This is a genomic window from Streptomyces sp. NPDC111516, assembly GCF_055635345.1.
On record NZ_JBVKBV010000001.1, the window covers coordinates 986676 to 1010452 of the forward strand.

Below are 23777 nucleotides of genomic sequence, written 5' to 3' on the forward strand. Positions count from 1 at the left end.
GGCGGGTACGGTGCATGGCCCTGCGGGGCCGGGCACGGTACCCGCCCCTTCTCGTCCGTCACCTCGTGGACGCGTATGGAAACCGCCCGTCGGGCGGGCGCCGGAGCGCAGCCGTCCGACGGGCGGGGGCACAGGGGGGGTGCGGGCAGGTTTCCTACGCGCCCGACTCCTCGTAGCGCCGGGCCAGTTCGGCCGCACCCGACTCCGTCAGGCTGCCGTGCAGGCGCATGCGGGCGACTCCGCCGTCCGGGAAGGCGTCGAGGCGGACGTGGGTGACGATCGCCTGGGCGCGGAGGGGGAAGCGGTGGAGGGTGTCGGGCTGGAGCCTGGTGCGGGGGATGATCTCGAACCATTCGCCGGTCTCGCCGTTGCGGCCGTGGAGGGCGACCCAGCCGGCGGCGTTGCCCTTGAGGTAGGCAGTGTCGATCTCGACCGCGCGGACCGCGCCCTGGGCGGGGAGACGGAAGCGGACCCAGTCGTTCGTATCGCGGACCCGGCGGCGGCGGTTCTCCCAGCCGTCGTCCATCTTGCGGGAGGTGCCGGGCAGGATGATCTGGGTCGGTGAGGAGTAGAAGCGGTCGGAGGCGTCCTCGTAGCTGCCGCCGTTCAGGACCGAGATCAGGTCGAACGTGCCGAGCGTGGCGAGCCAGGACGGGTCGGGGAGGACCTCGCCGTGGACGCGGAGGCGGGCGATGCCGCCGTCGGGGTGCTGGCAGAGGCGGACGTGGGTGTAACGGCGGCCGCCGTTGATCTCGAAGCCGTTGGCGGCGTGGCCGCGTACGGGGGTCGGCGGGACGATCTCCTCCCACTTCACGTCGTCCGCGAGGAGTTCGGCGGGGCTCGGCGAGCCCTCGACCGCCGTCGCCTGGATCGAGACGCGCTGCGGGTAGTTGCCGCGGAAGTGGGCCGTGTCGACGACGATGCCGCGGATGATGCCGGGGGCGCCGAGGCGGATCAGCGCCCAGTCGTGCTCCTCTTGGGCCGGGAACGGGTGGGCCGCGTCCGCACCGCGTCGGCGGCGGGTCTCCCAGCCGTCCATGATCTTGCCCTTGTGGCCGAAGTGCTCGGGGTCGAAGACCGCGCGCTCCCGGACCAGGAGGTTCTCTCGCTGGGCGAAGAACTCGTCGTTGGCGGCGATCACGCCCGCGCCGAGGCGGCGGTCGGCGAGGTCGACGAGGTCGGTGAAGGGGAGGTCTGTGGTGCGGTAGTCGGCGTACGGGTCGCCACCGCCGTAGGGGGCCGCGTCGTTGGCGTGGGGGTCCTCGTGCTGGTTCTCATTCTGGTCGAAGGTCATGCGTCCACTGTCGCGGCGAACAACCCATTAGGTCTATCGAAAGTTTTTGCACTGTTTATTCAGTTGAGGTGAACGACGCCGCTGTTTCGGTGAGCGCCGCGAGGACCCGGGCCACCGCCGGGCCCTGCTCGGCCCCCTGCCGTACCGCCGCCACCACATGACGGCGCGGCTGGTCGGCTTCGAGTGCGCGCATCACCACGCCGTCCCGGCCGTGCCGTTCCGCCGATGCCATGCGCGGAATCAGGGCGACCCCCATGCCCGCCTCGACCATGGCCAGGATCGCCGTCCAGCCGGAGGCGCTGTGTGCCTGCTCCGGTACGAATCCGGCGGCCTCGCACGCGGCCGTCGTGATCTGTGACCAGGGGCCCGATCCGCCGAAGATCCAGGGGTCGCCCGAGAGGTCCGCGAGGCGGAGGGCGGGCGCCGCCGCGAGGTGGTGGTCCGCGGGCAGGGCCACGTCCAGGGGGTCGGCCAGCAGGGGCAGCACGACGAACCGGGGGTCACGGGCCGTCGGAGCGTGCGCGGCGAGGGAAAGGGCGAGGTCCACGTCACCGGCGACCAGGAGTTCGTAGGCCTGCGCGGCCTCCGTCTCCCGCACCCGTACGTCCGGGCCCGGGCGTTCTTCGGCACGCAGCCGCTGGATCGCGGGGACGACGAGGGCGGGCACCGCCGTGGAGAACGCCGCGATCCGCACCTGTCCGGCCTCGCCGCGCAGATAGCCGGTCAGTTCGGCGTCGGCGCGCTCCAGTTCCGCGAAGACCGCCTCGGCGTGGCGCAGCACGAGGTGCGCGGCGTCGGTGAGGCGGACCCGTCGGCCCTGGGCCTCCAGAAGCGGTGCGCCGAGTTGCTTGGACAGGTTGGACAGTTGCTGCGAGACCGCGGACGGGGTCATCCGCAGGGCCTCGGCGGTCGCGGTGACCGTGCCCCGGTCGCGCAGGGTGCGCAGGATGCGGAGCTTCTTGACGTCCCACTCGATCATGGCCGCAACCTACCCGCCGCATTTCCCGGTCCGGGCACGCGTGCGCACCGCACGGTACGGGGTACCTGCGGTGCACTCGCCCGGAGCGTAGGTGCTAGGCCTGCTTCTTGGACTTGTCGAAGATCATGACCAGGCCGGCGATGACCACGAACAGGGCGATGGGGGCCACCACGTACAGACCGATGGTCTCCATCGCGCTCAGGCCCGGACCGGGGTCGTCACCGGCGTCGCGGGTGAGCGCGAGCGCGGGGGACGACATGAGCAGCATCATCAGCGTCGTTCCGGCCGCGACGGCGCCGGCGCGCATAGCGTTCTTCTTGTCCACGGTGCAAACGTAGCGAACGCCCCGGACGGGCGCGAGCCCGGGGGGTGCCGTACGGGGTCACGGGTGGTCTTCGTGGGACCTGAAGATCTCCATCAGCCGGTGCAGGCGGGGGGCGGCGGCCAGCTCCTCCAGGGTGACCGGATGCCCCTCCGCGTCGGCGACGGGCAAGCGCCAGTTGGGGTACTGGTCCCAGGTGCCGGGGAGATTCTGCGGGCGGCGGTCGCCGAGCGTGTCGGGCAGCCAGACGCCGACCATGCGGGCGGGGGTGCGCAGCAGGAAGCGGTGCACGGCGCGGACGGCGCCCTCCTCGTCGCCCGCGCCCTCCGGGAGCAGGCCGAGCCTGATGAGGTACCCCAGCCACTCGGTGGTGTCGGTCGCGTCCGCGGTCAGCTCCTCCGTCAGGCCCCGGGTGAGCAGGCCGAGGCGGTGGCGGAGCGTGACGTGGTCGCCGGTCAGCCGGGCGGCGGTGGAGGGCAGATCGTGCGTGGTGACGGTGGCCAGGCAGCCCTCGCGCCACTCCTCGGGGGCCAGCGGGCGGCCGGTGCCCGCCCAGTCCCGTTCGAACCAGAGCACGGAGGTGCCGAGCACGCCGCGCCGGGCCAGCGCCTCGCGGACCCCCGGTTCGACGGTTCCGAGGTCCTCCCCCATGACGACCGCGCCCGCCCGGTGTGCTTCCAGGACGAGGACGGCGAGCATCGCCTCGGCGTCGTGGCTGACGTAGGTGCCGTCGGTGGGCGGGCGCCCCTCGGGCACCCACCAGAGCCGGAACAGGCCCATGACGTGGTCGATGCGCAGGGCGCCCGCGTGGGCGAGGAGCCCCCGCAGCAGCCCGCGGTACGGGGCGTAGCCGGATGCGGCGAGGGCGTCGGGGCGCCAGGGCGGCAGGCCCCAGTCCTGGCCGCGGGCGTTGAAGGCGTCCGGGGGTGCGCCGACGGACATGCCGTGGGCGAAGGCGTCCTGCTGGGCCCAGGTGTCGGCACCGCCGGGGTGCACGCCGACGGCGAGGTCGTGGACGATGCCGACCGCCATCCCGGCGTCCAGGGCGGTGCGCTGGGCGGCGGCGAGCTGGTTGTCGGTCAGCCAGGCGAGCCGGCAGTGGAAGTCGACCCGGTCCAGCAGGGCGCGGCGGGCGCGGGCGGTCTCCGTGGAGCGGGGGTCGCGGAGCGCGACCGGCCAGTCGTGCCAGTCGGAGCCGTGCACCTCGGCGAGGGCGCACCACAGGGCGTGGTCCTCCAGGGCCTGTCCCTGCTCGGCCAGGAAGTCGCAGTATGCGGCGCGGCGGCCGGGGGCGAGGGGGACGTCCCGGACGAGTTCGAGGGCCTGGCGCTTGAGTTCCCAGACGGCGTCCCGGTCGATCAGGGCGCCCTTGTTCAGGACGGTGTCGCGGAGCGCCGCAGCGTCCTGCCGCAGATCGTCGAGGGTGGCCCGGTCCGGCACGTGCCCGTACTCGGGGACGGACTCGATGTGCAGATGGACGGGGTCGGGGAAGCGCCGTGACGACGGGCGGTACGGGGACGGGTCGGTGGGGTCGCCGAGCACGGCGGCGTGCAGCGGGTTGACCTGGACGAATCCGGCGCCGAGGGTCCGCCCGGACCAGGCGGCGAGGTCGGCGAGGTCCCCGAGGTCGCCCATACCCCAGGAGCGGGCGGAGAGCAGGGAGTAGAGCTGGACGAGGAAGCCGTGGCTGCGGGTGGGCGGCCGGGGCACGTGGGGCGGGGCGACGACGAGGGTGCAGCTCGCGCTCCGGCCGCCCGGCGCGCGTACGGTCAGCCGGTGCACCCCGAGCGGCGGTTCGAGCCACCAGGCGGGGGCCGGGGACGCGGCCGTCGCGGTGCCACCCCCGGCGCCGGCCACCGCGCCCGTGCCCGCTCCTGCGTCCATGCCCGTGCCCGTGCCCGCTCCTGCGTCCATGCCCGCGACGGCCGCCGCCCGCCCCGAAACGGCCGGATCAGGTCGGCCGGCCGGAACACACACCCGCGGGAGAGGGCGCGATCCGGGGTCTTCGAGTCCGATGTCCAGCGTGGTGCCGGGCGGCAGGGCGGTCAGGGCCGGGGGCAGCGGCTCCCCGGTCCACACCACCAGCGTCGGCGGGAGCAGCCGGGACCGGGCCGAGGACCCGGCGGCGGCAAGTGATTCCCGTACCGCTTCGGGCGTGGCGGCGTCCACACCGAGCGCAGCGAGCACGGCGACGACCGTGTCGTCGGGGACGGACACCGTGACGTCGGCGGACGGGGAGTAGGAGGTGGCGACGCCGTGCAGTGCTGCAAGCCGGGACAAGCCCATTCAGACTCCTGGGGACTCCATGCCCCATGCGGTGCCGGAGGTGGCCGGCTCGCTGGTCAGCGGGGCGTTGACGGCGAGCGGGGGTTCGCTGGTGAGCGGTGTGGCGTCGGCGAGCGGCGGCTCGCTGGTGAGGGGTACGGCATCGGCGAGGGGCGGCTCGCTCGTCAGCGGACCGGGGCCGGGCGCGGGGGCCGGAAGCACGCCGGGCAGCGGGGCGGGGCCGGGTTCCTGTTTGGAGAGGGCGGAGAGCAGGAGTTGCGCGGCAGCGGGCATGGTGGCCTCCTGGCCATGGCGGAACAGGACACAGCAGACCTACCCAGCGGGCTCGACCGCAGACGTAGGCGTTATCACAACGAGTTCAACGTGCCCTGGGTCACATTCCGTTCCCCGGAGGCCGGTTCTCCGCAAGTCGTCCGCCGATTTCGGCCATTCGGCGTCATCTTTGGCGTCCGGTGTCGATTGCCGATCGCTCCTCACCTCACCTGCCACATCGGGCATTTGCGGCACAACAACCACCCGCATTGACACCCTGCGCGCGCGGGTGGTGGGCTCGGAGTCCACCGGCGGAAGCGAGGGAGAACAGCGATGCGGCTCAGGCGCAGAAAGCAGGCAACGGCCGTCGCGGTAGCCGTGCTCGGCGGGCTGCTCTCCGCGGGTGCTCCGGCCGCCGTCGCGGCCCCTTCGGCGCCCGGCTCCCCCGCCGTCGCCACTCCCGACCGCACGGACGACGGCACGGTGCCGGCCGTGTGGCCGCGGCCCCAGTCCATCAAGGCGTCCGGGCCGCCCGTACCGCTCACCGCCTCCGCCGACATCACCCTCGTGGCCGACGCGCACGCGGATCCGTACGCCGTCGACGCGCTCCGGCAGATCCTGCGGGACGCGGGCGTACGGACCGTCCACGAGGCGTTGCCGGGCCGCGGACCCGTCGTCCGGCTCGGTGGCGACGGCGCCCGGGACGCCCTGCGTACGCTGCACGTTCCCGACCGCGGCGACCTGCCCTCCGGCGGCTACCGGATCGCGGTCGGCCCGGTCGCGGGCCGGGACACCGTCGCCGTGGACGGCCTCGGCGAGGACGGCCTCTTCCACGGCGTGCAGACGCTGCGTCAGCTGATCCGGAACGGCAGCGTCGCCGGAGTCACCGTCAGGGACTGGCCGGGAACCGCCGTACGCGGGATGACCGAGGGCTTCTACGGGCAGCCGTGGACCCGGGCGGAGCGGCTGGCGCAGATCGGCTTCATGGGGCGCACGAAGCAGAACAGGTATCTGTACGCGGCGGGCGACGACCCGTACCGGCAGGCCCGTTGGCGCGACCCGTACCCCGCCGACCGGCGCGACGACTTCCGGGCCCTGGCCGAGCGGGCCCGCGCCGAGCATGTGACGCTCGGCTGGGCCGTCGCCCCCGGCCAGGCCATGTGCATGTCGTCGGAGAACGATGTGAAGGCGCTGACGAAGAAGCTCGACGCCATGTGGGCGCTGGGCGTGCGGGCCTTCCAGCTCCAGTTCCAGGACGTCAGCTACAGCGAGTGGCACTGCGACAGCGACGTCGACACCTTCGGCAGCGGCCCCGAGGCGGCGGCCAGGGCCCAGGCGCGGGTGGCGAGCAAGGTGGCCCGGCATCTCGCGGAGCGTCATCCGGGTGCGGAGCCGCTGTCGGTGATGCCGACGGAGTTCTACCAGGACGGCGCGACGGACTACCGCACGGCGCTCGCCGAGGAGCTGGACGACCGGGTCCAGATCGCCTGGACCGGGGTCGGGGTCGTACCGCGGACCATCACCGGCGGGGAACTGGCCGGTGCGCGTGCCGCGTTCCGGCATCCGCTGGTCACGATGGACAACTACCCGGTCAACGACTACGCGCAGGACCGCATCTTCCTCGGCCCGTACACCGGCCGGGATCCGGCGGTGGCGATCGGTTCCGCGGCACTGCTCGCCAATGCGATGGAGCAGCCGTCCGCGTCGCGCATTCCACTGTTCACCGCCGCCGACTTCGCGTGGAACCCGAAGGGGTACCGGCCGCAGGAGTCCTGGCAGGCGGCGATCGACGATCTGGCGGGCGGCGACGCCCGCACCGGGGACGCGCTGCGCGCGCTGGCCGGGAACAGCGCGACGTCCGTGCTGGGCGGCGACGAGTCGGCCTATCTGCGGCCGCTGCTGGATGAGTTCTGGAAGTCCCGTACGACCACCGACGCCACGGCGCAGGCCGATGCGGCGCGCAGGCTGCGGGCGGCGTTCACCGTGATGCGGGAGACCCCGCAGCGGCTGAAGGGCCTGGCCGACGGGCGCCTCGACGACGAAGTGCGGCCGTGGACCGAGCAGTTGTCCCGGTACGGCCGGGCGGGCGAGCTGGCCGTGGATCTGCTGCGGGCCCAGTCGCGCGGCGACGGCGCCGCCGCGTGGCAGGCGTCGCTGGCGCTGGATCCGGTGCGCGAGGCCGCGAAGGCGAGCGGCGCGACGGTCGGCAAGGGCGTCCTCGGCCCGTTCCTGGACCGGGTGCGCCGGGAGGCGGACGCCTGGACGGGCGCGGACCGCGACGCCGGTACGGTGACGGAGGCTCCGGGCAGCTATACGGTCCGGCTGAACCGGTCCCGCCCGGTGGAGACCGTGACGGCGATGACCGTGCCCGGCGGCCCGGTGCCCGGTGCGACGCTGGAGGCCCATGTGCCCGGCGAGGGCTGGCGCGGCCTCGGCCCGGTGTCGGCGACCGGCTGGACCCAGGCCCCGGCCAGGGGGCTGCGGGCCGACGCGATCCGGATCAGCTGGCCCACGGGCGGTCCGGCCACGCCCCCGGTGCTCACTGGCACGTTGCCGCCCATCGTCCCGCAGGGCCGGGCGGAGAACCGGCTGGACGGTGGCACGGGAACCGGTGCCTCCGTCTCCGGGAGCGCCCCGGACCGGGCTCCGCGGGTGCGGGCGCTCGTGCCGTGGTTCGGCGACGAGCCCGCCGCCCGGCTCGATCTGGCACGCGGCGTGACGGACGCCGAGATCGGCGGCGGGCCGCAGCGGGTCGAGGCGCGGCTGGCCGCCCGCCGCCCCGCCGAGGTGCGGGGCACGCTCACCGCACGGGCTCCCCGGGGCATCGAGGTGAGCGTCCCGAAACAGACGAGGGTGCCGCGCGGCTCGCGTACCGACGTCCCCGTCGAGATCACGGTCCCGGCGGGCACCCCGGCCGGTGAGTACGAGGTGCCGATCGGCTTCGGCGACGAGAGCAGCACGCTCACCGTCCGGGCCTACCCGCGCACCGCGGGCCCCGACCTGGTGCGTACCGCCACCGCCTCCTCGTCCGGCGACGAGACCCCGGACTTCCCGGCGGTGGCGGCCTCCGACGGCGACCCGGAGACCCGCTGGTCCTCGCCGGCCGAGGACGGCGCCTGGTGGCAGGCGGAACTGCCGCAGCCGGCCCGGATCGGCCAGGTGGTGCTGCACTGGCAGGACGCGTACGCCTCCCGCTACCGCATCCAGGTCTCCGCCGACGGTCGCAGCTGGCGCACGGCGGCGACCGTGCGGGACGGCAGGGGCGGGCGCGAATCGGTCCGGATGGACGCGAAGGACACCCGCTTCCTCAGGGTTCAGGGCGATGCCCGGGCCACCGGGTTCGGCTACTCGCTCTGGTCGGTGGAGGCGTACGCCGTCGCCGCGACGGAGTGACGCCGGGGCCTCCGGCGCGCCCCCGGAGGCCCCCGTCCGGCCCCGCGGACGACGAAGGCCCGGATCTCTCAGGCGGAAATGCCATCGATCCGGGCCATCGCGTCGTCCGCGCCGAACGGTTGCAGGTACGGCAGCCAGCGCGGGTCGCGGTGTCCCGTCCCGATGATGCGCCACGCGAGGCCCGTCGGCGGGGCGGGCTGCTGGTGCAGCCGCCAGCCGAGCTCCGGCAGGTGCCGGTCCGCCTTGACATGGTTGCAGCGGCGGCAGGCCGCCACGACGTTGTCCCAGGCGTGCTGTCCGCCGCGGCTACGCGGAATGACGTGGTCGACGCTGGTCGCGGCGGCGCCGCAGTACATGCAGCGGCCTCCGTCCCGGGCGAAGAGCGCCCTGCGGGTGAGCGGTACGGGCCCCCGGTAGGGGACCCGTACGAACCGCTTCAGGCGGACGACGCTGGGGGCCGGGACGGCCCGGGTGGCACTGTGCATGAAGGCGCCCGACTCCTCAAGACAGATGGCCTTGTTTTCGAGCACGAGGACGAGCGCGCGGCGGAGCGGTACGACGCCGAGCGGCTCGTACGACGCGTTGAGAACCAGGACATGCGGCACGGTGGATGCCTCCTTGTACGCCGGCGGCGCGTGGCTCGCGCCGGGACGATCCGATCTCAGTTTCTCCTCACGCCTGGTCGAAGCGCCACCACGTGCAGGTAACGGGCCGGAAGGATTTTTCTCCACCGCCGGCCGCCAGGACCGCCGCCGCAGGCCGGAACAGGCGCTTCCGGGCCGTTGCCGCGGCGACCGCGGCGGCGATGTGCGATCGGCCACATGCCGCCCGTGCGGGCTCCGTCCCGTGCCCTCCGTACTTTCCCGGTATCCCCCCCGTGAGGCGCGTCTCTCCCCCGGGTCGCGGCAACCGAGCACCCCGGATGCCCCGTTAGTGTGGTTGGTCTGCCGATCGCCCACCTGGAGGTTCCACCGTGTTCCTGTCCGCCCTGTTGGCCGCAGCTCCGTCGCCCGGGCCGGGTGGCTCGCTGGACGAGGCCGCCGAGCAGGCCGGAAACGCCGCGAGCTGGGTGGAGCAGAACTGGTCCACCTGGCTGAACACCGGTCTGCGCATCGTGCTCATCGCCGCGATCGCGATCGTGTTGCGCACCGCGATCCGCCGTGCTCTCACCAAGCTCATCGACCGGATGAACCGCAGCGCTCAGGCGGTGGAAGGCACCGCGCTGGGCGGGCTGCTGGTCAATGCGGAACGCCGCCGTCAGCGCTCCGAGGCGATCGGTTCCGTACTCCGCTCGGTCACTTCGTTCCTGATCCTCGGCACGGCCGCGCTGATGATCCTGGGCGCCTTCCAGATCGATCTGGCCCCGCTGCTCGCATCCGCCGGTGTGGCCGGCGTGGCGCTCGGTTTCGGCGCGCGCAACCTCGTCACCGACTTCCTCTCCGGCGTCTTCATGATCCTCGAGGATCAGTACGGCGTGGGCGACACCATAGACGCGGGCGTCGCCTCCGGTGAGGTCATCGAGGTCGGTCTGCGGGTCACCAAGCTGCGCGGCGACAACGGTGAGATCTGGTACGTCCGCAACGGCGAGGTGAAGCGGATCGGCAACCTCAGCCAGGGCTGGTCCACGGCCGGCGTCGATGTGACCGTGCGCCCCACGGAGGACCTGGACAAGGTCCGTACGCTGATCACCGAGGCCGCGGCGGCGATGGCCAAGGAGGACCCGTGGAACGAGCGGCTGTGGGGTCCCGTGGAGGTCCTGGGCCTGGACGCCGTGCTGCTGGACTCGATGACGGTCCGGGTGACGGCGAAGACGATGCCGGGCAAGGCGCTGGGGGTGGAGCGCGAGCTGCGCTGGCGGATCAAGCAGGCCTTCGACGAGTCGGGCATCCGGATGGTCGGCGCCGTCCCGCCCCAGGCGGACGAGCCGTCCGCGGCCGACCCGACGGCCGCCATGGCCGCCCCCTCGGCGTACGCGTCGGCGACGTCACCGCAGTCCCTGGCCGCGACACCGATCACCCCGCCGCCGAACATGTCGAAATGACGTTCGGCCTCCCGGGGTACTGACCACGCATCAGGAGAACAGACGCACCGTCGTGCCAACGAGTGCCCAGACGCCCCCGGCGATCAGCACGACGCCGATCAGCCTCTGCTGTGCGTAGGAGGACGAGAAACCCCGGTCCTCACGCCCTCCGAAGCTCTCATGCCATTTCCTCGGAATTCCACGGAAATTCATCGCGACGAACACACCGACGAGAAGCGTGAGAACACCGAGTGGGAACATCACCCAGGCAGGCGCGGGCGACCGCTCGGCCGATGCGGACATCATGCCGAAGAATTCCATTCACTGACCCCCACCACGTCGATCACCGGGTGATCCCTCGACCGCTGCCAAAGATAGCAGCAGGCGTCACGCATGTCGACGGCTTCCCCGCACCGGACCATGAATTCGATGCGGAGAGGCCGTCGGTCATTTGATGGAATAAAAGGGCGGAGCAGCACTCTCCCTTTCCGGCAGCTTTTCTAGGTGCCCGGAATCGGAATGGATATGCTCAAGCCAACAAACCATCCTATTCCTGGAGCCACGGAACCCCCGTACCAGTAATCGCCCGTGCTGGATTGATCCGTGGACCACGTCGGCGCGTTCGGGTCCGACCACGTCCCGATGGTTCCGCACACGCCGGGCCCCAGGCTCGCACAGCCTTGCACGCTGAACCAGGACTGATCACCGCTCATGGCCGTCGCGGCCCCGCCGGTGACGGCCCTGCCGCCGAATCCGACCGCACCGACGGTGATATAGGCGTGCCCATCGCCAGCCTCTGTCACCCCGAGGCAGATCACGAAGCAGTAGGCGACTCCGACGAATCCGTGCCCCACGGCCTTGCCCAGCCAGGGCGGTCCGATTTCCCCGGACAGATTGCCCTTGTCTCCGCAGCGTGTGGCCTGATGCCCGTAGGACGTGCAGGCGTTGAAGACGCCGTTCTCGTCCGTGAACATCTCATCCCATTCCTCTTCCTCTTTCTCGAATGCGAGGTCGATGCACTGCTTCGTCCTCCAGTTTTTTTCGCACCGCGCTTCCAACTCCTGCTGCGCCTTTGCCACCTTGAACATTTCGGCAAGCTTCTGGAAGAGGGTGCCGAGGTCCGATTTCGTCGTGCACGCAGAGGTCTGGTAGCACGGCAGGGCGGTATCGGGTGCGGGGCCGAGCAGGAGCGGTGGAGTGCTGCTGCCGGCAGGGGTCCCACCCAGCCGTGCGGTGCCACCCGATCCGCCCGAACGGCCGCTTCCGCTGCCCCTGTCGCTGTGCGTGCTGCCGGGGAGTGCGCCTCCCTGTCCGTTGGGGTTGCAGCTGGCCGAGTGATTGCCGCCGTAGCAGTTGTCGCTTCCCGGGAGATCGCCGCCCTGACCGTTCGGGTTGCAGCTTGCGGAGTGGTTTCCCCCGTAGCAGGCAAGTCCGGTGGGGTCACTGTTGGTGGCAGGGCTCTGGTTGGCGTAGCCGTAGCCGTTGAGGGACTGGTGCTGGTCGACGTTCAGCACCGGGTCGACGCTGAGGAACTGGCCGATGCCCGGGTCGTACTCACGGGCGCCGATGTGCGTGAGTCCGGTCGTCGTGTCGGCCGGTTTGCCGAGGAATGCCTTGTCGTCCGGCCAGCCAGTTGGTTCGGTGCCACGTGGGTCACCGAAGGGCGTGGTGTGCCGCTTGGTCACCGCTTGAGTAGTCGCGTCGACGGCCAAGCTGCTGGTGCCGTGGTGGTCCGCGGCGAGATAACAGAGATTACTGCCCGCCGCTCCGGCTCTGGCGGTGCGTACGGCGAGGGTCTGGCCCGCCGCGGCGTAGTAGCGCGTTCCGGCGAGGGACGTGGAAGCACCCTTGGTGGTGAGACGCACCTCGGTGCTGCCGAGGTAGAGGACCGTGTCGCCGTCGCCGCTCGTGTCACGGCGGATGAGGAGTTGCCCCTCGGCGTCGTACAGGTAGCTGGTGGCGCGTGCCGGCTTGCCGTCCGCCCCCGGTTCGGTGGCCGTGGCCAGCTTGCCCTCGGTGTTCCAGGTCAGGGTCTGCCGGGATTGGGTGCGGTCGCAAGCAGTCATCACTGGGCGACCCGCAAGCAACGTGATGCACGTCACACGCCGACCGGGGCGTGGGACGCCTCGCGCACCGTCCCGCGACGACGCCCCAGCCACACCACAGGCAGCCACTCAAGTAACGCTTTGGTCGCCACCGCGATGCAGGCCATTGACGCCCCAGCAACCGCGCCTTACGGTCCTCTCACCGAATAGGAAACTTTCCTAACAGAGGGCAGGTGCAGTGCTCATGGCCGGAACCACACCGGGCACCCCCCGCGTTCTGCGGGCCATGAACGACCGGGCCGCCCTCGATCTGCTGCTGGAGCACGGGCCCCTCTCGCGGACCAGGATCGGGAAGCTGACCGGGCTGTCCAAGCCCACCGCTTCGCAGCTGCTGGCGCGGCTGGAGGCGGCCGGGCTGGTCGTCGCCACCGGGACCGTGGCGGGACGGCCGGGGCCCAACGCCCAGCTGTACGCGGTGAACGCGCGGGCCGCGCATGTCGCGGGGCTGGATGTGAACGCCCAGCGGATCGTCGCCGCCGTTGCCGATGTGACGGGTGAGACGGTCGGGGAGTTCGAACTGCGCACCCCGGGGCGGCGCGCCGACTCCGTGGTGCGGCAGGTGGCGGACGCCCTGGACGGGGCGGTCAAGGACGCCGGGCTCATCCGCTCCGATGTGCACCGGGTCGTCATCGGCACCCCGGGCGCCTTCGACCCCGGGACCGGGCGGCTGCGGTATGCCTCGCATCTGCCCGGCTGGCACTCCCCCACCCTGCTGGACGAGCTGGCCGCGTTCCTGCCGATGCCGGTCGAGTACGAGAACGACGTGAACCTGGTCGCGGTGGCCGAGCAGCGGCTCGGTGCGGCGCGCGGGCACGACGACTTCGTCCTGCTGTGGAACGAGGAGGGGCTCGGTGCCGCTCTCGTCATCAACGGGCGGCTGCACCGGGGCTTCACCGGTGGTGCCGGTGAGGTCGGCTTCCTGCCGGTGCCGGGCGCCCCGCTGGTCCGCCAGGTCACCAAGGCGAACTCGGGCGGCTTCCAGGAACTGGCGGGCGCGCAGGTGCTGGCCCGGTTGGCCCGGGAGCTCGGCATCGACGACGCGCCGGTCCGCGGCTCGGGCACCCATCACGAGGTCGCGGCCGGCCTGATCACCCGGGCCGCGGAGGCCGCAAAGGCGGGCGAGGACGGCCCGTACGCCCGGCTCCTCGATCTTTTCGCCACAGGCCTCGCGACCGGCCTCGCCTCGATGGTCGCCGTACTTGACCCGGAAGTCGTCGTACTGTCCGGCGAGCTGATCGCGGCCGGCGGGGAGCCGCTGCGCGGCCGGATCGAGTCCGAGCTCGCCGAGCTGGCGGCCTCCCGGCCCCGGCTGATCGCCGGGGCCGTGACGCATCGCCCCGTCCTGCGCGGCGCGCTGGAGAGCGCACTCGCCACCACTCGTGACGAAGTCTTCGACACGTCGCGCTGATCCCCTTTTCCGCCTTCGTCCTTCATCCTCCACCGGGAGTCACCGCCATGTCCGGAAACCGCCGGAAGACGGCCGCCGCGCTCGCCGCGACCGCCGCGATATCGCTGTTCGCCTCCGCCTGTACGGGACAGAGCAACTCCGGTGCCAGTGATGACGCGTCCAAGGACACGACCATCAACTTCTGGCACGGCTGGAGTGCCCCGAACGAGGTCGCGGGAATCAAGGCCACGGTCGACGCCTTCACGAAGGCGCACCCCAACATCCATGTGAAGATCGTCGGCAACATGACCGACGACAAGATCAACCAGGCGCTGCGGGCAGGCGGTTCGAACGCCCCGGACGTCGTCTCGTCGTTCACCACGAACAATGTCGGAAAATTCTGCTCGTCGAAGGCCTTCGTCGATCTGAACCCCTTCCTGAGGAAGGACGGGATCGACGCGGACAAGACCTTCCCCAAGGCGATGAACGAGTACACGCAGTTCGACGGTGTGCGCTGCTCCGTACCGCTGCTCGGTGACGCGTACGGCCTCTACTACAACAAGGACGCGTTCAAGGCCGCCGGCATCACCGCTCCGCCGAAGACCTGGTCGGAATTGGCCACGGACGCCAAGAAACTGACGAAGGCCAAGGGCGATTCGTACGAGCAGCTCGGTTTCATGCCGAACTACCACGGCTACGAGTCGACGACCGAGCACTACCTCGGCAGCTGGAACCCGAAGTACTTCGACGCGGACGGCAAGTCGAACATCGCCAAGGACCCGGCGTTCGCCGCGATGCTCACCGCACAGAAGAAGCTGGTCGACGACCTGGGCGGCTACGAGAAGCTGGAGAAGTACCGTACGGCGCTCGGTGACGAGTGGGGCGCCAAGCACCCCTTCCACACGGGCCAGGTGGCCATGCAGCTGGACGGCGAGTGGCGGCTCGGGATGGCCGAGGAGACCAAGCCGAAGTTCGAGATCGGGGTGGCCCCGATGCCCGTCGCCGACGACGAGGCCGACACCTACGGCAAGGGCTATCTGACCGGCACCATCGCCGGCATCGCCGCCACCTCGCAGAAGCAGAACGCGGCCTGGGAGCTGGTGAAGTTCATGACGACCGACACCGACGCGGTGGTCGACTTCGCCAATGCCATCCACAATGTGCCGTCCACGCTGGAGGCGTTGAAGTCGCCGAGGCTGAAGTACGACCCGCGGTTCAAGACGTTCCTGGACATCGCCGCGAACCCGGAGAGCACCACCACCCCGCCCTCGGTGAACGGCGGCGCGTACCTGATGTCCCTGCAGAACCTCGGTTTCGACATCGAGAAGGGCAAGCAGACGGACATCAAGGCAGGTCTGGAGAAAACCGCCGAGGAAATCGACGCGGCGATCGCACAGGCGAAGTAGCACCGCGATGAGCACGAGTACGCGTACGAGTACGGGCACGTACACACTCCGTTCGAAGCGCAGGAGAACGGCACTGCGGACGGCGGCCTTCATGTCGCCGTGGCTGATCGGGTTCTGCGTCTTCTTCGCCTACCCGCTGATCTCCACGCTCTATTTCTCCTTCACCAGCTACGACGGTTTCGCGGCCCCGGAATTCAGCGGGCTGAAGAACTGGTCGTACGTCTTCAACGAATACCCGTTGTTCTGGCCCGCACTGCGCAACACGCTCTGGCTGGTCGTGGTCATGGTGACGTGCCGGGTGGTGTACGGCCTCGGTGTCGGGCTGCTGATCACCAAGATCAAGACGGGCACCGGGGTCTTCCGCACCCTGTTCTACCTGCCGTACCTGGCCCCGCCGGTCGCGGCGACCCTCGGCTTCGTCTTCCTGCTCAACCCGGGTACGGGGCCTGTCAATTCGATCCTCGGCGATCTGGGACTGCCCACGCCGGGCTGGTTCACCGACGCCACGTGGTCCAAGCCGGCCCTGACCGCGCTCGCGGTGTGGGGGGTGGGCGACCTGATGGTGATCTTCATGGCCGCGCTGCTCGACGTACCGAAGGAGCAGTACGAGGCGGCGGAGCTGGACGGGGCGTCCGCGTTCCAGCGGTTCCGCTTCGTCACCCTGCCGAACATCGCGCCGATCGTGATGTTCGCCGTGGTCACCGGGATCATCCAGACGATGCAGTACTACACCCAGCCACTCGTGGCGGGGAAGGTCGCCTCGGGGGTGATGGGCGGGTCCGGGCAGCCGTTCGAACCGGGCTATCCCGACAAGTCGACACTGACGCTTCCGCAGCTCGTCTACAACCTCGGCTTCCAGCGCTTCGACTACGGCTCCGCCTGCGTGGTCGCGCTCGTTCTCTTCGTACTCGCCATGGCGTTCACCGCACTGCTGATGCGGCGCCGCAGCGGACTGATCCAGGCAGGTGAGTGACGTGGCGCAGGCTCTCGACACCCGCAAGGCAGCCGACCGGGCGACCGGATCGGCCACCCCGACCGAGCACACGGCACGCCGCAAGGCGCTGCTGAACTGGATCGCCGTGCACGCGCTCGGCGTCGCGGCCGCGCTCTTCTTCGTGCTGCCGTTCGTCTTCCTGCTGCTCACCTCGCTGATGAGCGACCAGCAGGCGCTGACCCGCGATCTGTGGCCGCATCCCTTCGAGTGGAGCAACTACAAGAAGGTGTTCGACACCCCGGGCTTCCTGACCTGGTGGAAGAACACCCTGCTGTACGCGGGGCTCGGCACCGTCCTCACCGTCGTGTCGTCGCTGCCCGTGGCGTACGCGCTCGCCAAGTTCCGCTTCCGCGGGCGGCATCTGTCGCTGATGCTCGTCATCTCGATGATGATGCTGCCGCCGCAGGTCGTCGTCATCCCGATGTATCTGTTCTGGGCGAAGCAGCTGGACATGTCCGGCACGCTCTGGCCGCTGATCATCCCGATGGCCTTCGGCGACGCGTTCTCCATCTTCCTGCTGCGGCAGTTCCTGCTGACCATCCCGAACGAGTACCTCGACGCGGCGAAGGTCGACGGCTGCGGTGAGTTGCGCACGCTGATGAAGGTCGTCGTGCCGATGGCCAGGCCGGGCATCGCCGCCGTCGCGCTGTTCCAGTTCTTCTACGCCTGGAACGACTACTTCGGCCCGCAGATCTACGCCTCCGAGAACCCCGCCGCCTGGACGCTCAGTTACGGCCTGGAATCCTTCAAGGACGCACACCACACCGACTGGAACCTGACCATGGCCGCGACCGTACTGGTCATGGCCCCCGTGATCCTCGTCTTCTTCTTCGCCCAAAAGGCTTTCGTCGAGGGCGTCACACTGACCGGAGTAAAGGGCTGACCTATGAAGCTCGCAGTAGTTGGTGGCGGGTCCACCTACACACCTGAACTGATCGACGGTTTCGCCCGGCTGCGGGACACGCTACCCATCGAGGAGCTCGTGCTCGTCGACCCGGCGGCCGACCGTCTCGACCTCGTCGGCGGCCTCGCCCGGCGGATCTTCGCCAAGCAGGGCCATCCGGGAAGGATCGTCACCACCTCGGACCTCGACGCGGGCGTCGCCGACGCCGACGCGGTCCTGCTCCAGCTGCGCGTCGGCGGCCAGGCCGCCCGCAACCAGGACGAGACATGGCCGCTGGAGTGCGGCTGCATCGGCCAGGAGACCACCGGGGCCGGCGGCCTCGCCAAGGCGCTGCGCACCGTCCCGGTCGTCCTGGACATCGCCGAGCGGGTCCGCCGCACCAACCCGGACGCCTGGATCATCGACTTCACCAACCCGGTCGGCATCGTCACCCGGGCGCTGCTCCAGGCCGGGCACAAGGCCGTCGGCCTGTGCAACGTGGCGATCGGCCTCCAGCGCAAGTTCGCCCGGCTCCTCGATGTCGCCCCCGGCGAGGTGCACCTCGACCACGTCGGGCTCAACCACCTGACCTGGGAGCTCGGGGTCCGCCTCGGCGGCCCGGCCGGCGAGAACGCCCTGCCGAGGCTGCTCGCCGAGCACGGTGACGCCATCGCGGACGATCTGCGCATGCCCCGGGCGATCGTCGACCGGCTCGGCGTCGTCCCCTCGTACTACCTGCGCTACTTCTACGCGCACGACGAGGTCGTACGGGAGCTCGGCACCAAGCCGTCCCGGGCGGCCGAGGTCGCCGCGATGGAGAAGGAACTGCTCGCCATGTACGGCGACCCGGCGCTGGACGAGAAGCCCGCGCTGCTCGCCAAGCGCGGCGGCGCCTTCTACTCGGAGGCGGCGGTGGACCTGGCGTCCTCGCTGCTCGGCTCGGGTGGCAGCCCGGTGCAGGTGGTGAACACGTACAACAAGGGGACGCTGCCGTTCCTGCCGGACGACGCGGTGATCGAGGTGCAGGCCAGGGTCGACGGGACGGGCGCGACACCGCTCGCCGTGCCGGAGCTGGACCCGCTGTACGCGGGTCTGATCGCCCACGTGACGGCGTACGAGGACCTCGCCCTGGAGGCGGCGCTGCGCGGAGGCCGCGACCGGGTGTTCAAGGCGCTGCTCGCGCACCCGTTGATCGGCCAGTTCGAGTACGCCGAGGCGCTCACCGACAAGCTCATCGCGCACAACCGGGAGCACCTGGCGTGGGCGTGAACGCTTCGGTCCTCGCGATCGATGCGGGGAACAGCAAGACCGATGTGGCGCTGATCGGTGAGGACGGAACAGTGCTGGCGACGGCCCGCGGCGGTGGCTTCCAGCCGCCGGTCGTCGGCGTGGGGACGGCGTTGGACGTCCTCGCCTCGTTGCTCGGACAGGTCCTGGCCATGTCCGAGCAGCGCGTCGACAGCGTGGAGCATGTGTCGGCGTGCCTGGCCAACGTCGATCTCCCGGTGGAGGAGGCCGAGTTGACCGAGGCCCTGGTCCGCAGGCAGTGGGGCCGCACGGTCGAGGTGCGCAACGACACGTTCGCGATACTGCGCGCCGGGGTGGACGAGCCCCGGGGCGTGGCCGTGGTCTGCGGAGCGGGGATCAACTGTGTCGGCATGGTCCCGGACGGGCGTACCGCGCGCTTCCCCGCCATAGGCCGGATGTCCGGTGACTGGGGCGGCGGTTCGGGGCTGGCCGAGGAGGCCATGTGGTTCGCCTCGCGGGCCGAGGACGGCCGCGGTGAGCCGACCGAGCTGGCACGCACGCTGCCCGCGCACTTCGGGCTCGACTCGATGTACGCGCTGATCGAGGCGCTGCATCTGGGCCGGGTCGGGCTCGGGCGCCGGCACGAGCTGACTCCGGTGCTCTTCGCGACCGCGGCGGCCGGGGACCCGGTGGCGGGCGCGCTGGTGGACCGGCTGGCGGAGGAGGTCGTCGCGATGGCGTCGGTCGCGCTGGGCAGGCTGGACCTGCTGGGCGAGGAGGCGCCGGTGGTGCTGGGCGGCGGCGTGCTGGCGGCCCGCCATCCGCGGTTGGACGGCAGGATCGCCGAACTCCTCGCGGTACGTGCCCCGAAGGCGGTCGTCCGGGTGGTCACGGAGCCGCCGGTGCTGGGGGCCGCGCTGCTCGGCCTGGACCACACGGGGGCGGCGGCCGGGGTGCACGAGAGGCTGCGTGCACAGTACAGCTGATCCGGCCGTTCTCTTCCTGGGGGCGTTCCGCGGCGATTCGCGTCGTAGGACGCCCCCCTCGCGTACGGGAACCGATCAGTTGTCCCGGACGTGTTCATGAGTAGGGAGATCGGTCCGCTTCGGGGATTGGTCCGCCGAAGCGGCTTGATCGGCGGCTCAGGCCTTGATCGAATGCGTGTGATCGCGTCCGGGTGCGTGTGATCGCGTCCGTGGATCGATGCAGGATCCGGGCATTCGTGGTGTGGATGTCGGTCCCTGCGGCCATACTTCTGGCCGGGCACCATCCCCCGACCGGCCGGGGGCCGGGCCACCGTCAGTGACCGAGGGGGAGGTCGAGTGACACACCCGCCGAATGTACGCACCGCGCCGGAACACACGCGGGCGCAGCCGCCCGCGCCCGCGACCGTCCCCGTTCCGCCGCAGCGCGGTGCCTGGTCCGCGACGGCGGAACGGCTGCGGGCCGCGGCGACGACCGAACCGGGCAGGCTCCGGATCGTCGGGGCCGTACTGGCCCTGCTCGTGGTCGCGTTCGGTGCCGTGACGGCCTTCGAGATCGCCGACCGGGCGGCCGCCGCGGACGACGTGGTGAGCCGCAGCCAGCCACTGAGCGCCGACGCGGCGGACATCTACCGCTCGCTGGCCGATGCCGACACCGCGGCGGCGAGCGGCTTCCTGGCCGGGGCGCAGGAGCCGCGCGATGTCCACGACCAGTACGACAGGGACATCAAGGAGGCGGCCCGGCTGCTGGTGAAGGCCGCGGCCAACACCGACGCGTCGACGGAGTCCGGGCACGAGATCACCACGCTCAACGAGGAACTCCCCCGGTACACGGGCCTGATCGAGCGGGCCCGCGCCAACAACCGGCAGGGCCTGCCACTGGGCGGCGCCTATCTCCGGTACGCGAACCAGAAGATGACCAACGTCCTGCTGCCGGCCGCCGAGCGGCTGTACGCGGCGGAGACCGGCAGGCTCGGCCGGGACAACGACGCGGCCAGGGCCTGGCCGTTCGTCTCGCTCGGGCTCGGAATCGTGGCACTGGCCGCCCTGTTCTGGGCGCAGCGGCGCAACTACCGCAGGACGAACCGGGTCTTCAACCACGGTCTGCTCGTCGCGACCGCCGCGTCCACCGTGGTGCTGCTGTGGCTCGCCGTGGGGCACACGGTTGCACGGTCCCAACTGCTGAACGCCGATGTGCACGGGCAACAGTCCCTCGATGTCCTCAACCATGCGCGGATCGACTCGCTGAAAGCGCGCGCCAATGAGAACCTCACTCTGGTCGCCCGGGGCGCGGTTCTCACTCCGGACGGCAGGAACGACAAGTACGAGACCGACTACAACACGGGCATGAAGGCCCTCGGTGAAGAGCTGAGGAAAGCCAGGAAGCTCGCCGACGACTCCCAGGGGAGCGGGCCGGTGGCGAACGCCATCAACGGTGTCTCCGAGTGGCAGGGCCGCCACCGGACCGCCCGCACGACCGACGACAACGGCGACTACGAGGGCGCCCTGAAGCAGATCACCGGCCCGAAGGACTCGACGGGTGAGTCCTTCAACCGGGTGGACGACGCGCTGAAGCAGGCGCTCGCCCATGAGCAGCGCGAGTTCACCCGGTCCGCGAAGGACGGGCGCGGGGCGCTGGGCGGGCTGCCGGTAGGGGCCGCGGCGCTGGCCGCGCTGGGTGCCGTCGCGGCGATCGTCGGGGTCAACCGCAGGCTCTCGGAGTACCGGTGAGAGGGGGAGCGATGACCAGGGAGCGCACTGGGTCCACCCGCGGCGGGCTGCGCGGCTGGGGCGGGGTGACGGGCATGGCCGTGGCCTGCGCGGTGACGGCCTCGCTCACCCTGCTGCCGCTCTCCCACGGCGGCGCCGACGCCTTCGGCGGTGACGCCTCGGGGCCGGGTACGGCACAGGCGGTGCAGGTCCGGGCCGGCGACTGCACGGACCCGGAGGCGAGCCTGCCGCCGTCCGGCGCGGACGGGCCGAGCATCGCGAAGATCAAGGCGCGCGGAAAGCTGATCGCGGGCGTCGACCAGAACAGCTTCCGCTGGGGGTACCGCAATCCGGCGACCGGCAGGCTCGAAGGGTTCGACATCGATCTGGTGCGGGCCATCGCCAAGAACATCCTGAACGATCCGGATGCGGTGATCTTCCGGGCCATCCCCACCAACCAGCGGATCGCGGCCCTGGAGAACGACAAGGTCGACGTCGTCGTCCGGACGATGACCATCAACTGCAGCCGCCTGGCCCAGGTCTCCTTCTCCACGGCCTACTTCCAGGCCGGGCAGCAGGTCCTCGCGCCGAAGGACTCGCCGATCACCGGGTTCGACAAGTCCCTGGCCGGGAAGCGGATCTGCACCGCCGAGGGCTCCACCGCCTACGAGGCGCTGGAGAAGCGGTCGTTCGGCTCGGTCTTCAAGGACGAGCACGACGGCACTGAGGCGGACGAGGACCGGCTCACCGTCCCCAACCAGCTGGACTGCCTGGTGCGGCTGCAGCTGGGCGAGGTCGACGCGATCGTCACGGACAACGCGCTGGCGGCCGGCCAGGCCGCCCAGGACCCGGCGGTCGAGCTCAAGGGCGACAAGCCGTTCACCACCGAGTACTACGGCGTGGCGACGAAGCACGGTGCGAACGATCTGGTGGCCCGGGTCAATCAGGTCCTGGTCGACTACCGCAGGGGTGGTGCGGACAGCCCCTGGATGGTGTCGTACCGGAATTGGCTGGAGGCCGGACTGCCGGGGATATCGGGCCCGCCGGCCCCCAAGTACCGGAGCAACTAGCGCCGGACCGGCCGGGTGTGCGCGAGGGCGCGGACCGGACCGGCGAGGCAGTGGCACTGATCCTGCCGGGCCCGTCCCGGCAGGAAGAGCGGAGAGGTGATCGATGGGCGTCGCGGGCCCCTTCCCCGGCTACGCGGGGAGGCCACCCGGCCCGGTCATGGACCGGGACGAGGTGGACCGTGCGCTGGCCCGGCTGGGCGCGGAGCACGAGGCGATCGAGACCTCGCTCCTCGCCCTGCAGGACCACGCGGGCCGCCGGCTCCTGGAGGGCGCCGATCTGACCGGTGTCACCAAGGAGCGCTGGGCCACCACCGAGCAGTCGATCACGCTGCTGTGGGGATACTTCGACGCCTACGCGGCGGCGCTGGCCGAGGCCCGCACGGTGCGGGCGCGCCGGCGGTACCCCAGCCGGGACGATCTGCTGGCCCTCACCGAACTGCTGCGCGGCCAGGGCATCGCCGTGGCGCACGCGGCGGGCCGCCCCGATCCGTCGATCACGGGCCCGGCCAAGCTCTCCGAGCGGTTCACGCTGGAGGAGCTGGTCGCCCGGATGAACGAGCTGTACGCGCGTTCGCTGGACATGGTCGTCGCGTCGGACGCCGTGTGGTCCGCGCTGCCCGCCCGGATCGATCTGCTCGCCGCCGAGCTGCACCGCACCCGCTCGCTGGCGCACTCCGTCGGCGTACGCCCGGGTGAGCACCCGGCGGGCGACGACCTGGCGGCGATCACGCATGAGCTGACCACGCTGCGGGTGCAGGTGATCTCCGATCCGCTCGCCTTCTGGCTGTCGGGGCCCGGGAGCTCGGCGCCCGGCGGCGGACGCCCGGACACGACGCGCTACGACCGGGCGGCCCGCGCCCTGGACGACGTGCGCCGCGAGATCGAGGCCGTCCTCGCGGTCCGGCAGGACGCCGAGCAGCGGCTGGTCCATCTGCGTGACGTCCTCTCCCGCGCGGACCGCACCCTGACCGAGGCCCGGTCGGCGCGCGGCGAGGTGCTGGCGAAGATCGCCGCGTCCGAGGTGCCGGCGGTGAGCGGTCCGGCGACGGCGCTCCAGGAGCGGCTGGCCGCCGCTTCGGAGTACCGCAGGCATGCCCAGTGGCACCGGCTCTCCCCGCTCCTGGAGACGCTGGAGCGGGAGGCCGAGGAGGAATTGCTGCGGGCCCGTGAGTCGTTGACCGCGGTCACGGCCCCGCTGGCGGTACGGGCGGAGCTGCGCGGCAGGCTCGACGCGTACAAGGCGAAGGTCGCCCGGCACGGTCTGGCCGAGGACCCGCTGCTCATCGAGCGGTACGACGCGGCGCGCCGAATGCTGTGGAGCGCACCGTGCGATCTGCGGGTCGCCGCGCAGGCGGTGCTGCGCTACCAGGAGACGGTGGCCGAACTGCTGTCCCAGCGCCGGGCCTCGGGACCGGAGGACCGGCGATGAGCACGTATACGTACAC

19 protein-coding genes are annotated in these 23777 nt (G+C 71.2%); 11 read left to right on the forward strand and 8 right to left on the reverse strand.

Features of this window, described 5'->3' with window-relative positions; translation table 11 throughout:
- Positions 1–154: 154 nt before the first annotated feature.
- The 5 genes from alc to ACZ7L9_RS04620 all read right to left on the reverse strand — a co-directional run bounded on the left by alc (position 155) and on the right by ACZ7L9_RS04620 (position 5154).
- A complete protein-coding gene (gene alc / locus ACZ7L9_RS04600) occupies positions 155–1294 on the reverse strand; it encodes an allantoicase (RefSeq protein WP_471412436.1) in 1140 nt (379 codons plus the stop codon).
- Positions 1295–1349: 55 nt separating this feature from the next.
- Positions 1350–2273, reverse strand: coding sequence for a LysR family transcriptional regulator (locus ACZ7L9_RS04605; protein WP_471412437.1), 924 nt, complete (start codon positions 2271–2273; stop codon positions 1350–1352).
- A 94-nt stretch (positions 2274–2367) separates the two neighbouring features.
- On the reverse strand, positions 2368–2598 hold the full coding sequence (locus tag ACZ7L9_RS04610; RefSeq protein ID WP_351078307.1) for a hypothetical protein: 231 nt from the start codon (positions 2596–2598) through the stop codon (positions 2368–2370).
- Positions 2599–2655: 57 nt separating this feature from the next.
- A complete protein-coding gene (malQ, locus tag ACZ7L9_RS04615; RefSeq protein WP_471412438.1) occupies positions 2656–4881 on the reverse strand; it encodes a 4-alpha-glucanotransferase in 2226 nt (741 codons plus the stop codon).
- Complete coding sequence (locus tag ACZ7L9_RS04620) at positions 4882–5154, reverse strand: hypothetical protein (protein ID WP_471412440.1); 273 nt, start codon at positions 5152–5154, stop codon at positions 4882–4884.
- A gap of 312 nt (positions 5155–5466) precedes the next feature.
- Between ACZ7L9_RS04620 and ACZ7L9_RS04625 the strand changes: the two genes are divergently transcribed.
- A complete protein-coding gene (locus ACZ7L9_RS04625; protein WP_471412441.1) occupies positions 5467–8526 on the forward strand; it encodes a beta-N-acetylglucosaminidase domain-containing protein in 3060 nt (1019 codons plus the stop codon).
- A gap of 68 nt (positions 8527–8594) precedes the next feature.
- On the opposite strand, the gene ACZ7L9_RS04630 is transcribed toward ACZ7L9_RS04625, so the two are convergent.
- On the reverse strand, positions 8595–9131 hold the full coding sequence (locus ACZ7L9_RS04630) for an HNH endonuclease (protein ID WP_018552807.1): 537 nt from the start codon (positions 9129–9131) through the stop codon (positions 8595–8597).
- A gap of 368 nt (positions 9132–9499) precedes the next feature.
- On the opposite strand from ACZ7L9_RS04630, the gene ACZ7L9_RS04635 reads away from it, so the two are divergent.
- Complete coding sequence (locus ACZ7L9_RS04635) at positions 9500–10567, forward strand: mechanosensitive ion channel family protein (protein ID WP_471412442.1); 1068 nt, start codon at positions 9500–9502, stop codon at positions 10565–10567.
- Positions 10568–10597: 30 nt separating this feature from the next.
- On the opposite strand, the gene ACZ7L9_RS04640 is transcribed toward ACZ7L9_RS04635, so the two are convergent.
- Together ACZ7L9_RS04640 and ACZ7L9_RS04645 are read right to left on the reverse strand one after the other, a co-directional pair.
- A complete protein-coding gene (locus ACZ7L9_RS04640) occupies positions 10598–10867 on the reverse strand; it encodes a hypothetical protein (RefSeq protein WP_471412443.1) in 270 nt (89 codons plus the stop codon).
- Positions 10868–11046: 179 nt separating this feature from the next.
- A complete protein-coding gene (locus tag ACZ7L9_RS04645; protein WP_471412445.1) occupies positions 11047–12612 on the reverse strand; it encodes an RHS repeat domain-containing protein in 1566 nt (521 codons plus the stop codon).
- 223 nt (positions 12613–12835) lie between these two features.
- On the opposite strand from ACZ7L9_RS04645, the gene ACZ7L9_RS04650 reads away from it, so the two are divergent.
- The 9 genes from ACZ7L9_RS04650 (at position 12836) to ACZ7L9_RS04690 (ending at position 23761) form a co-directional block, all read left to right on the forward strand.
- On the forward strand, positions 12836–14059 hold the full coding sequence (locus tag ACZ7L9_RS04650) for an ROK family transcriptional regulator (protein ID WP_471412447.1): 1224 nt from the start codon (positions 12836–12838) through the stop codon (positions 14057–14059).
- A 47-nt stretch (positions 14060–14106) separates the two neighbouring features.
- Complete coding sequence (locus tag ACZ7L9_RS04655) at positions 14107–15444, forward strand: ABC transporter substrate-binding protein (RefSeq protein ID WP_471412449.1); 1338 nt, start codon at positions 14107–14109, stop codon at positions 15442–15444.
- Positions 15445–15535: 91 nt separating this feature from the next.
- A complete protein-coding gene (locus ACZ7L9_RS04660; RefSeq protein ID WP_471412787.1) occupies positions 15536–16417 on the forward strand; it encodes a carbohydrate ABC transporter permease in 882 nt (293 codons plus the stop codon).
- 1 nt (position 16418) lies between these two features.
- A complete protein-coding gene (locus ACZ7L9_RS04665; RefSeq protein ID WP_471412451.1) occupies positions 16419–17321 on the forward strand; it encodes a carbohydrate ABC transporter permease in 903 nt (300 codons plus the stop codon).
- A 3-nt stretch (positions 17322–17324) separates the two neighbouring features.
- Positions 17325–18590 carry a 6-phospho-beta-glucosidase gene (locus tag ACZ7L9_RS04670; RefSeq protein ID WP_471412452.1) on the forward strand — a complete coding sequence of 422 codons (1266 nt, stop codon included), beginning with the start codon at positions 17325–17327 and terminating at the stop codon, positions 18588–18590.
- Positions 18581–19555 (forward strand): N-acetylglucosamine kinase, encoded by a 975-nt coding sequence (locus tag ACZ7L9_RS04675; protein ID WP_471412453.1) that lies wholly within the window; start codon positions 18581–18583, stop codon positions 19553–19555. The genes ACZ7L9_RS04670 and ACZ7L9_RS04675 overlap by 10 nt, the downstream gene beginning before the upstream one ends.
- A gap of 336 nt (positions 19556–19891) precedes the next feature.
- Positions 19892–21283, forward strand: a complete 1392-nt coding sequence (locus ACZ7L9_RS04680) for a hypothetical protein (RefSeq protein WP_471412454.1) — start codon at positions 19892–19894, stop codon at positions 21281–21283.
- Between the two features lie 11 nt (positions 21284–21294).
- Positions 21295–22332 (forward strand): glutamate ABC transporter substrate-binding protein, encoded by a 1038-nt coding sequence (locus ACZ7L9_RS04685; protein ID WP_471412456.1) that lies wholly within the window; start codon positions 21295–21297, stop codon positions 22330–22332.
- Between the two features lie 103 nt (positions 22333–22435).
- Complete coding sequence (locus tag ACZ7L9_RS04690) at positions 22436–23761, forward strand: hypothetical protein (RefSeq protein ID WP_471412458.1); 1326 nt, start codon at positions 22436–22438, stop codon at positions 23759–23761.
- Positions 23762–23777 lie beyond the last annotated feature (16 nt).

Excerpts from the sequence above, each read along its gene's own strand:
- ACZ7L9_RS04660 (WP_471412787.1), top strand. The coding sequence starts at position 15,536 with ATGTCGCCGTGGCTGATCGGGTTCTGCGTCTTCTTCGCCTACCCGCTG.
- ACZ7L9_RS04670 (WP_471412452.1), top strand. The coding sequence starts at position 17,325 with ATGAAGCTCGCAGTAGTTGGTGGCGGGTCCACCTACACACCTGAACTG.
- alc (WP_471412436.1), bottom strand. The coding sequence starts at position 1,294 with ATGACCTTCGACCAGAATGAGAACCAGCACGAGGACCCCCACGCCAAC.
- ACZ7L9_RS04685 (WP_471412456.1), top strand. The coding sequence starts at position 21,295 with ATGACCAGGGAGCGCACTGGGTCCACCCGCGGCGGGCTGCGCGGCTGG.
- ACZ7L9_RS04645 (WP_471412445.1), bottom strand. The coding sequence starts at position 12,612 with ATGACTGCTTGCGACCGCACCCAATCCCGGCAGACCCTGACCTGGAAC.
- ACZ7L9_RS04620 (WP_471412440.1), bottom strand. The coding sequence starts at position 5,154 with ATGCCCGCTGCCGCGCAACTCCTGCTCTCCGCCCTCTCCAAACAGGAA.
- malQ (WP_471412438.1), bottom strand. The coding sequence starts at position 4,881 with ATGGGCTTGTCCCGGCTTGCAGCACTGCACGGCGTCGCCACCTCCTAC.
- ACZ7L9_RS04640 (WP_471412443.1), bottom strand. The coding sequence starts at position 10,867 with ATGGAATTCTTCGGCATGATGTCCGCATCGGCCGAGCGGTCGCCCGCG.
- ACZ7L9_RS04605 (WP_471412437.1), bottom strand. The coding sequence starts at position 2,273 with ATGATCGAGTGGGACGTCAAGAAGCTCCGCATCCTGCGCACCCTGCGC.
- ACZ7L9_RS04625 (WP_471412441.1), top strand. The coding sequence starts at position 5,467 with ATGCGGCTCAGGCGCAGAAAGCAGGCAACGGCCGTCGCGGTAGCCGTG.
- ACZ7L9_RS04690 (WP_471412458.1), top strand. The coding sequence starts at position 22,436 with ATGGGCGTCGCGGGCCCCTTCCCCGGCTACGCGGGGAGGCCACCCGGC.
- ACZ7L9_RS04650 (WP_471412447.1), top strand. The coding sequence starts at position 12,836 with ATGGCCGGAACCACACCGGGCACCCCCCGCGTTCTGCGGGCCATGAAC.
- ACZ7L9_RS04655 (WP_471412449.1), top strand. The coding sequence starts at position 14,107 with ATGTCCGGAAACCGCCGGAAGACGGCCGCCGCGCTCGCCGCGACCGCC.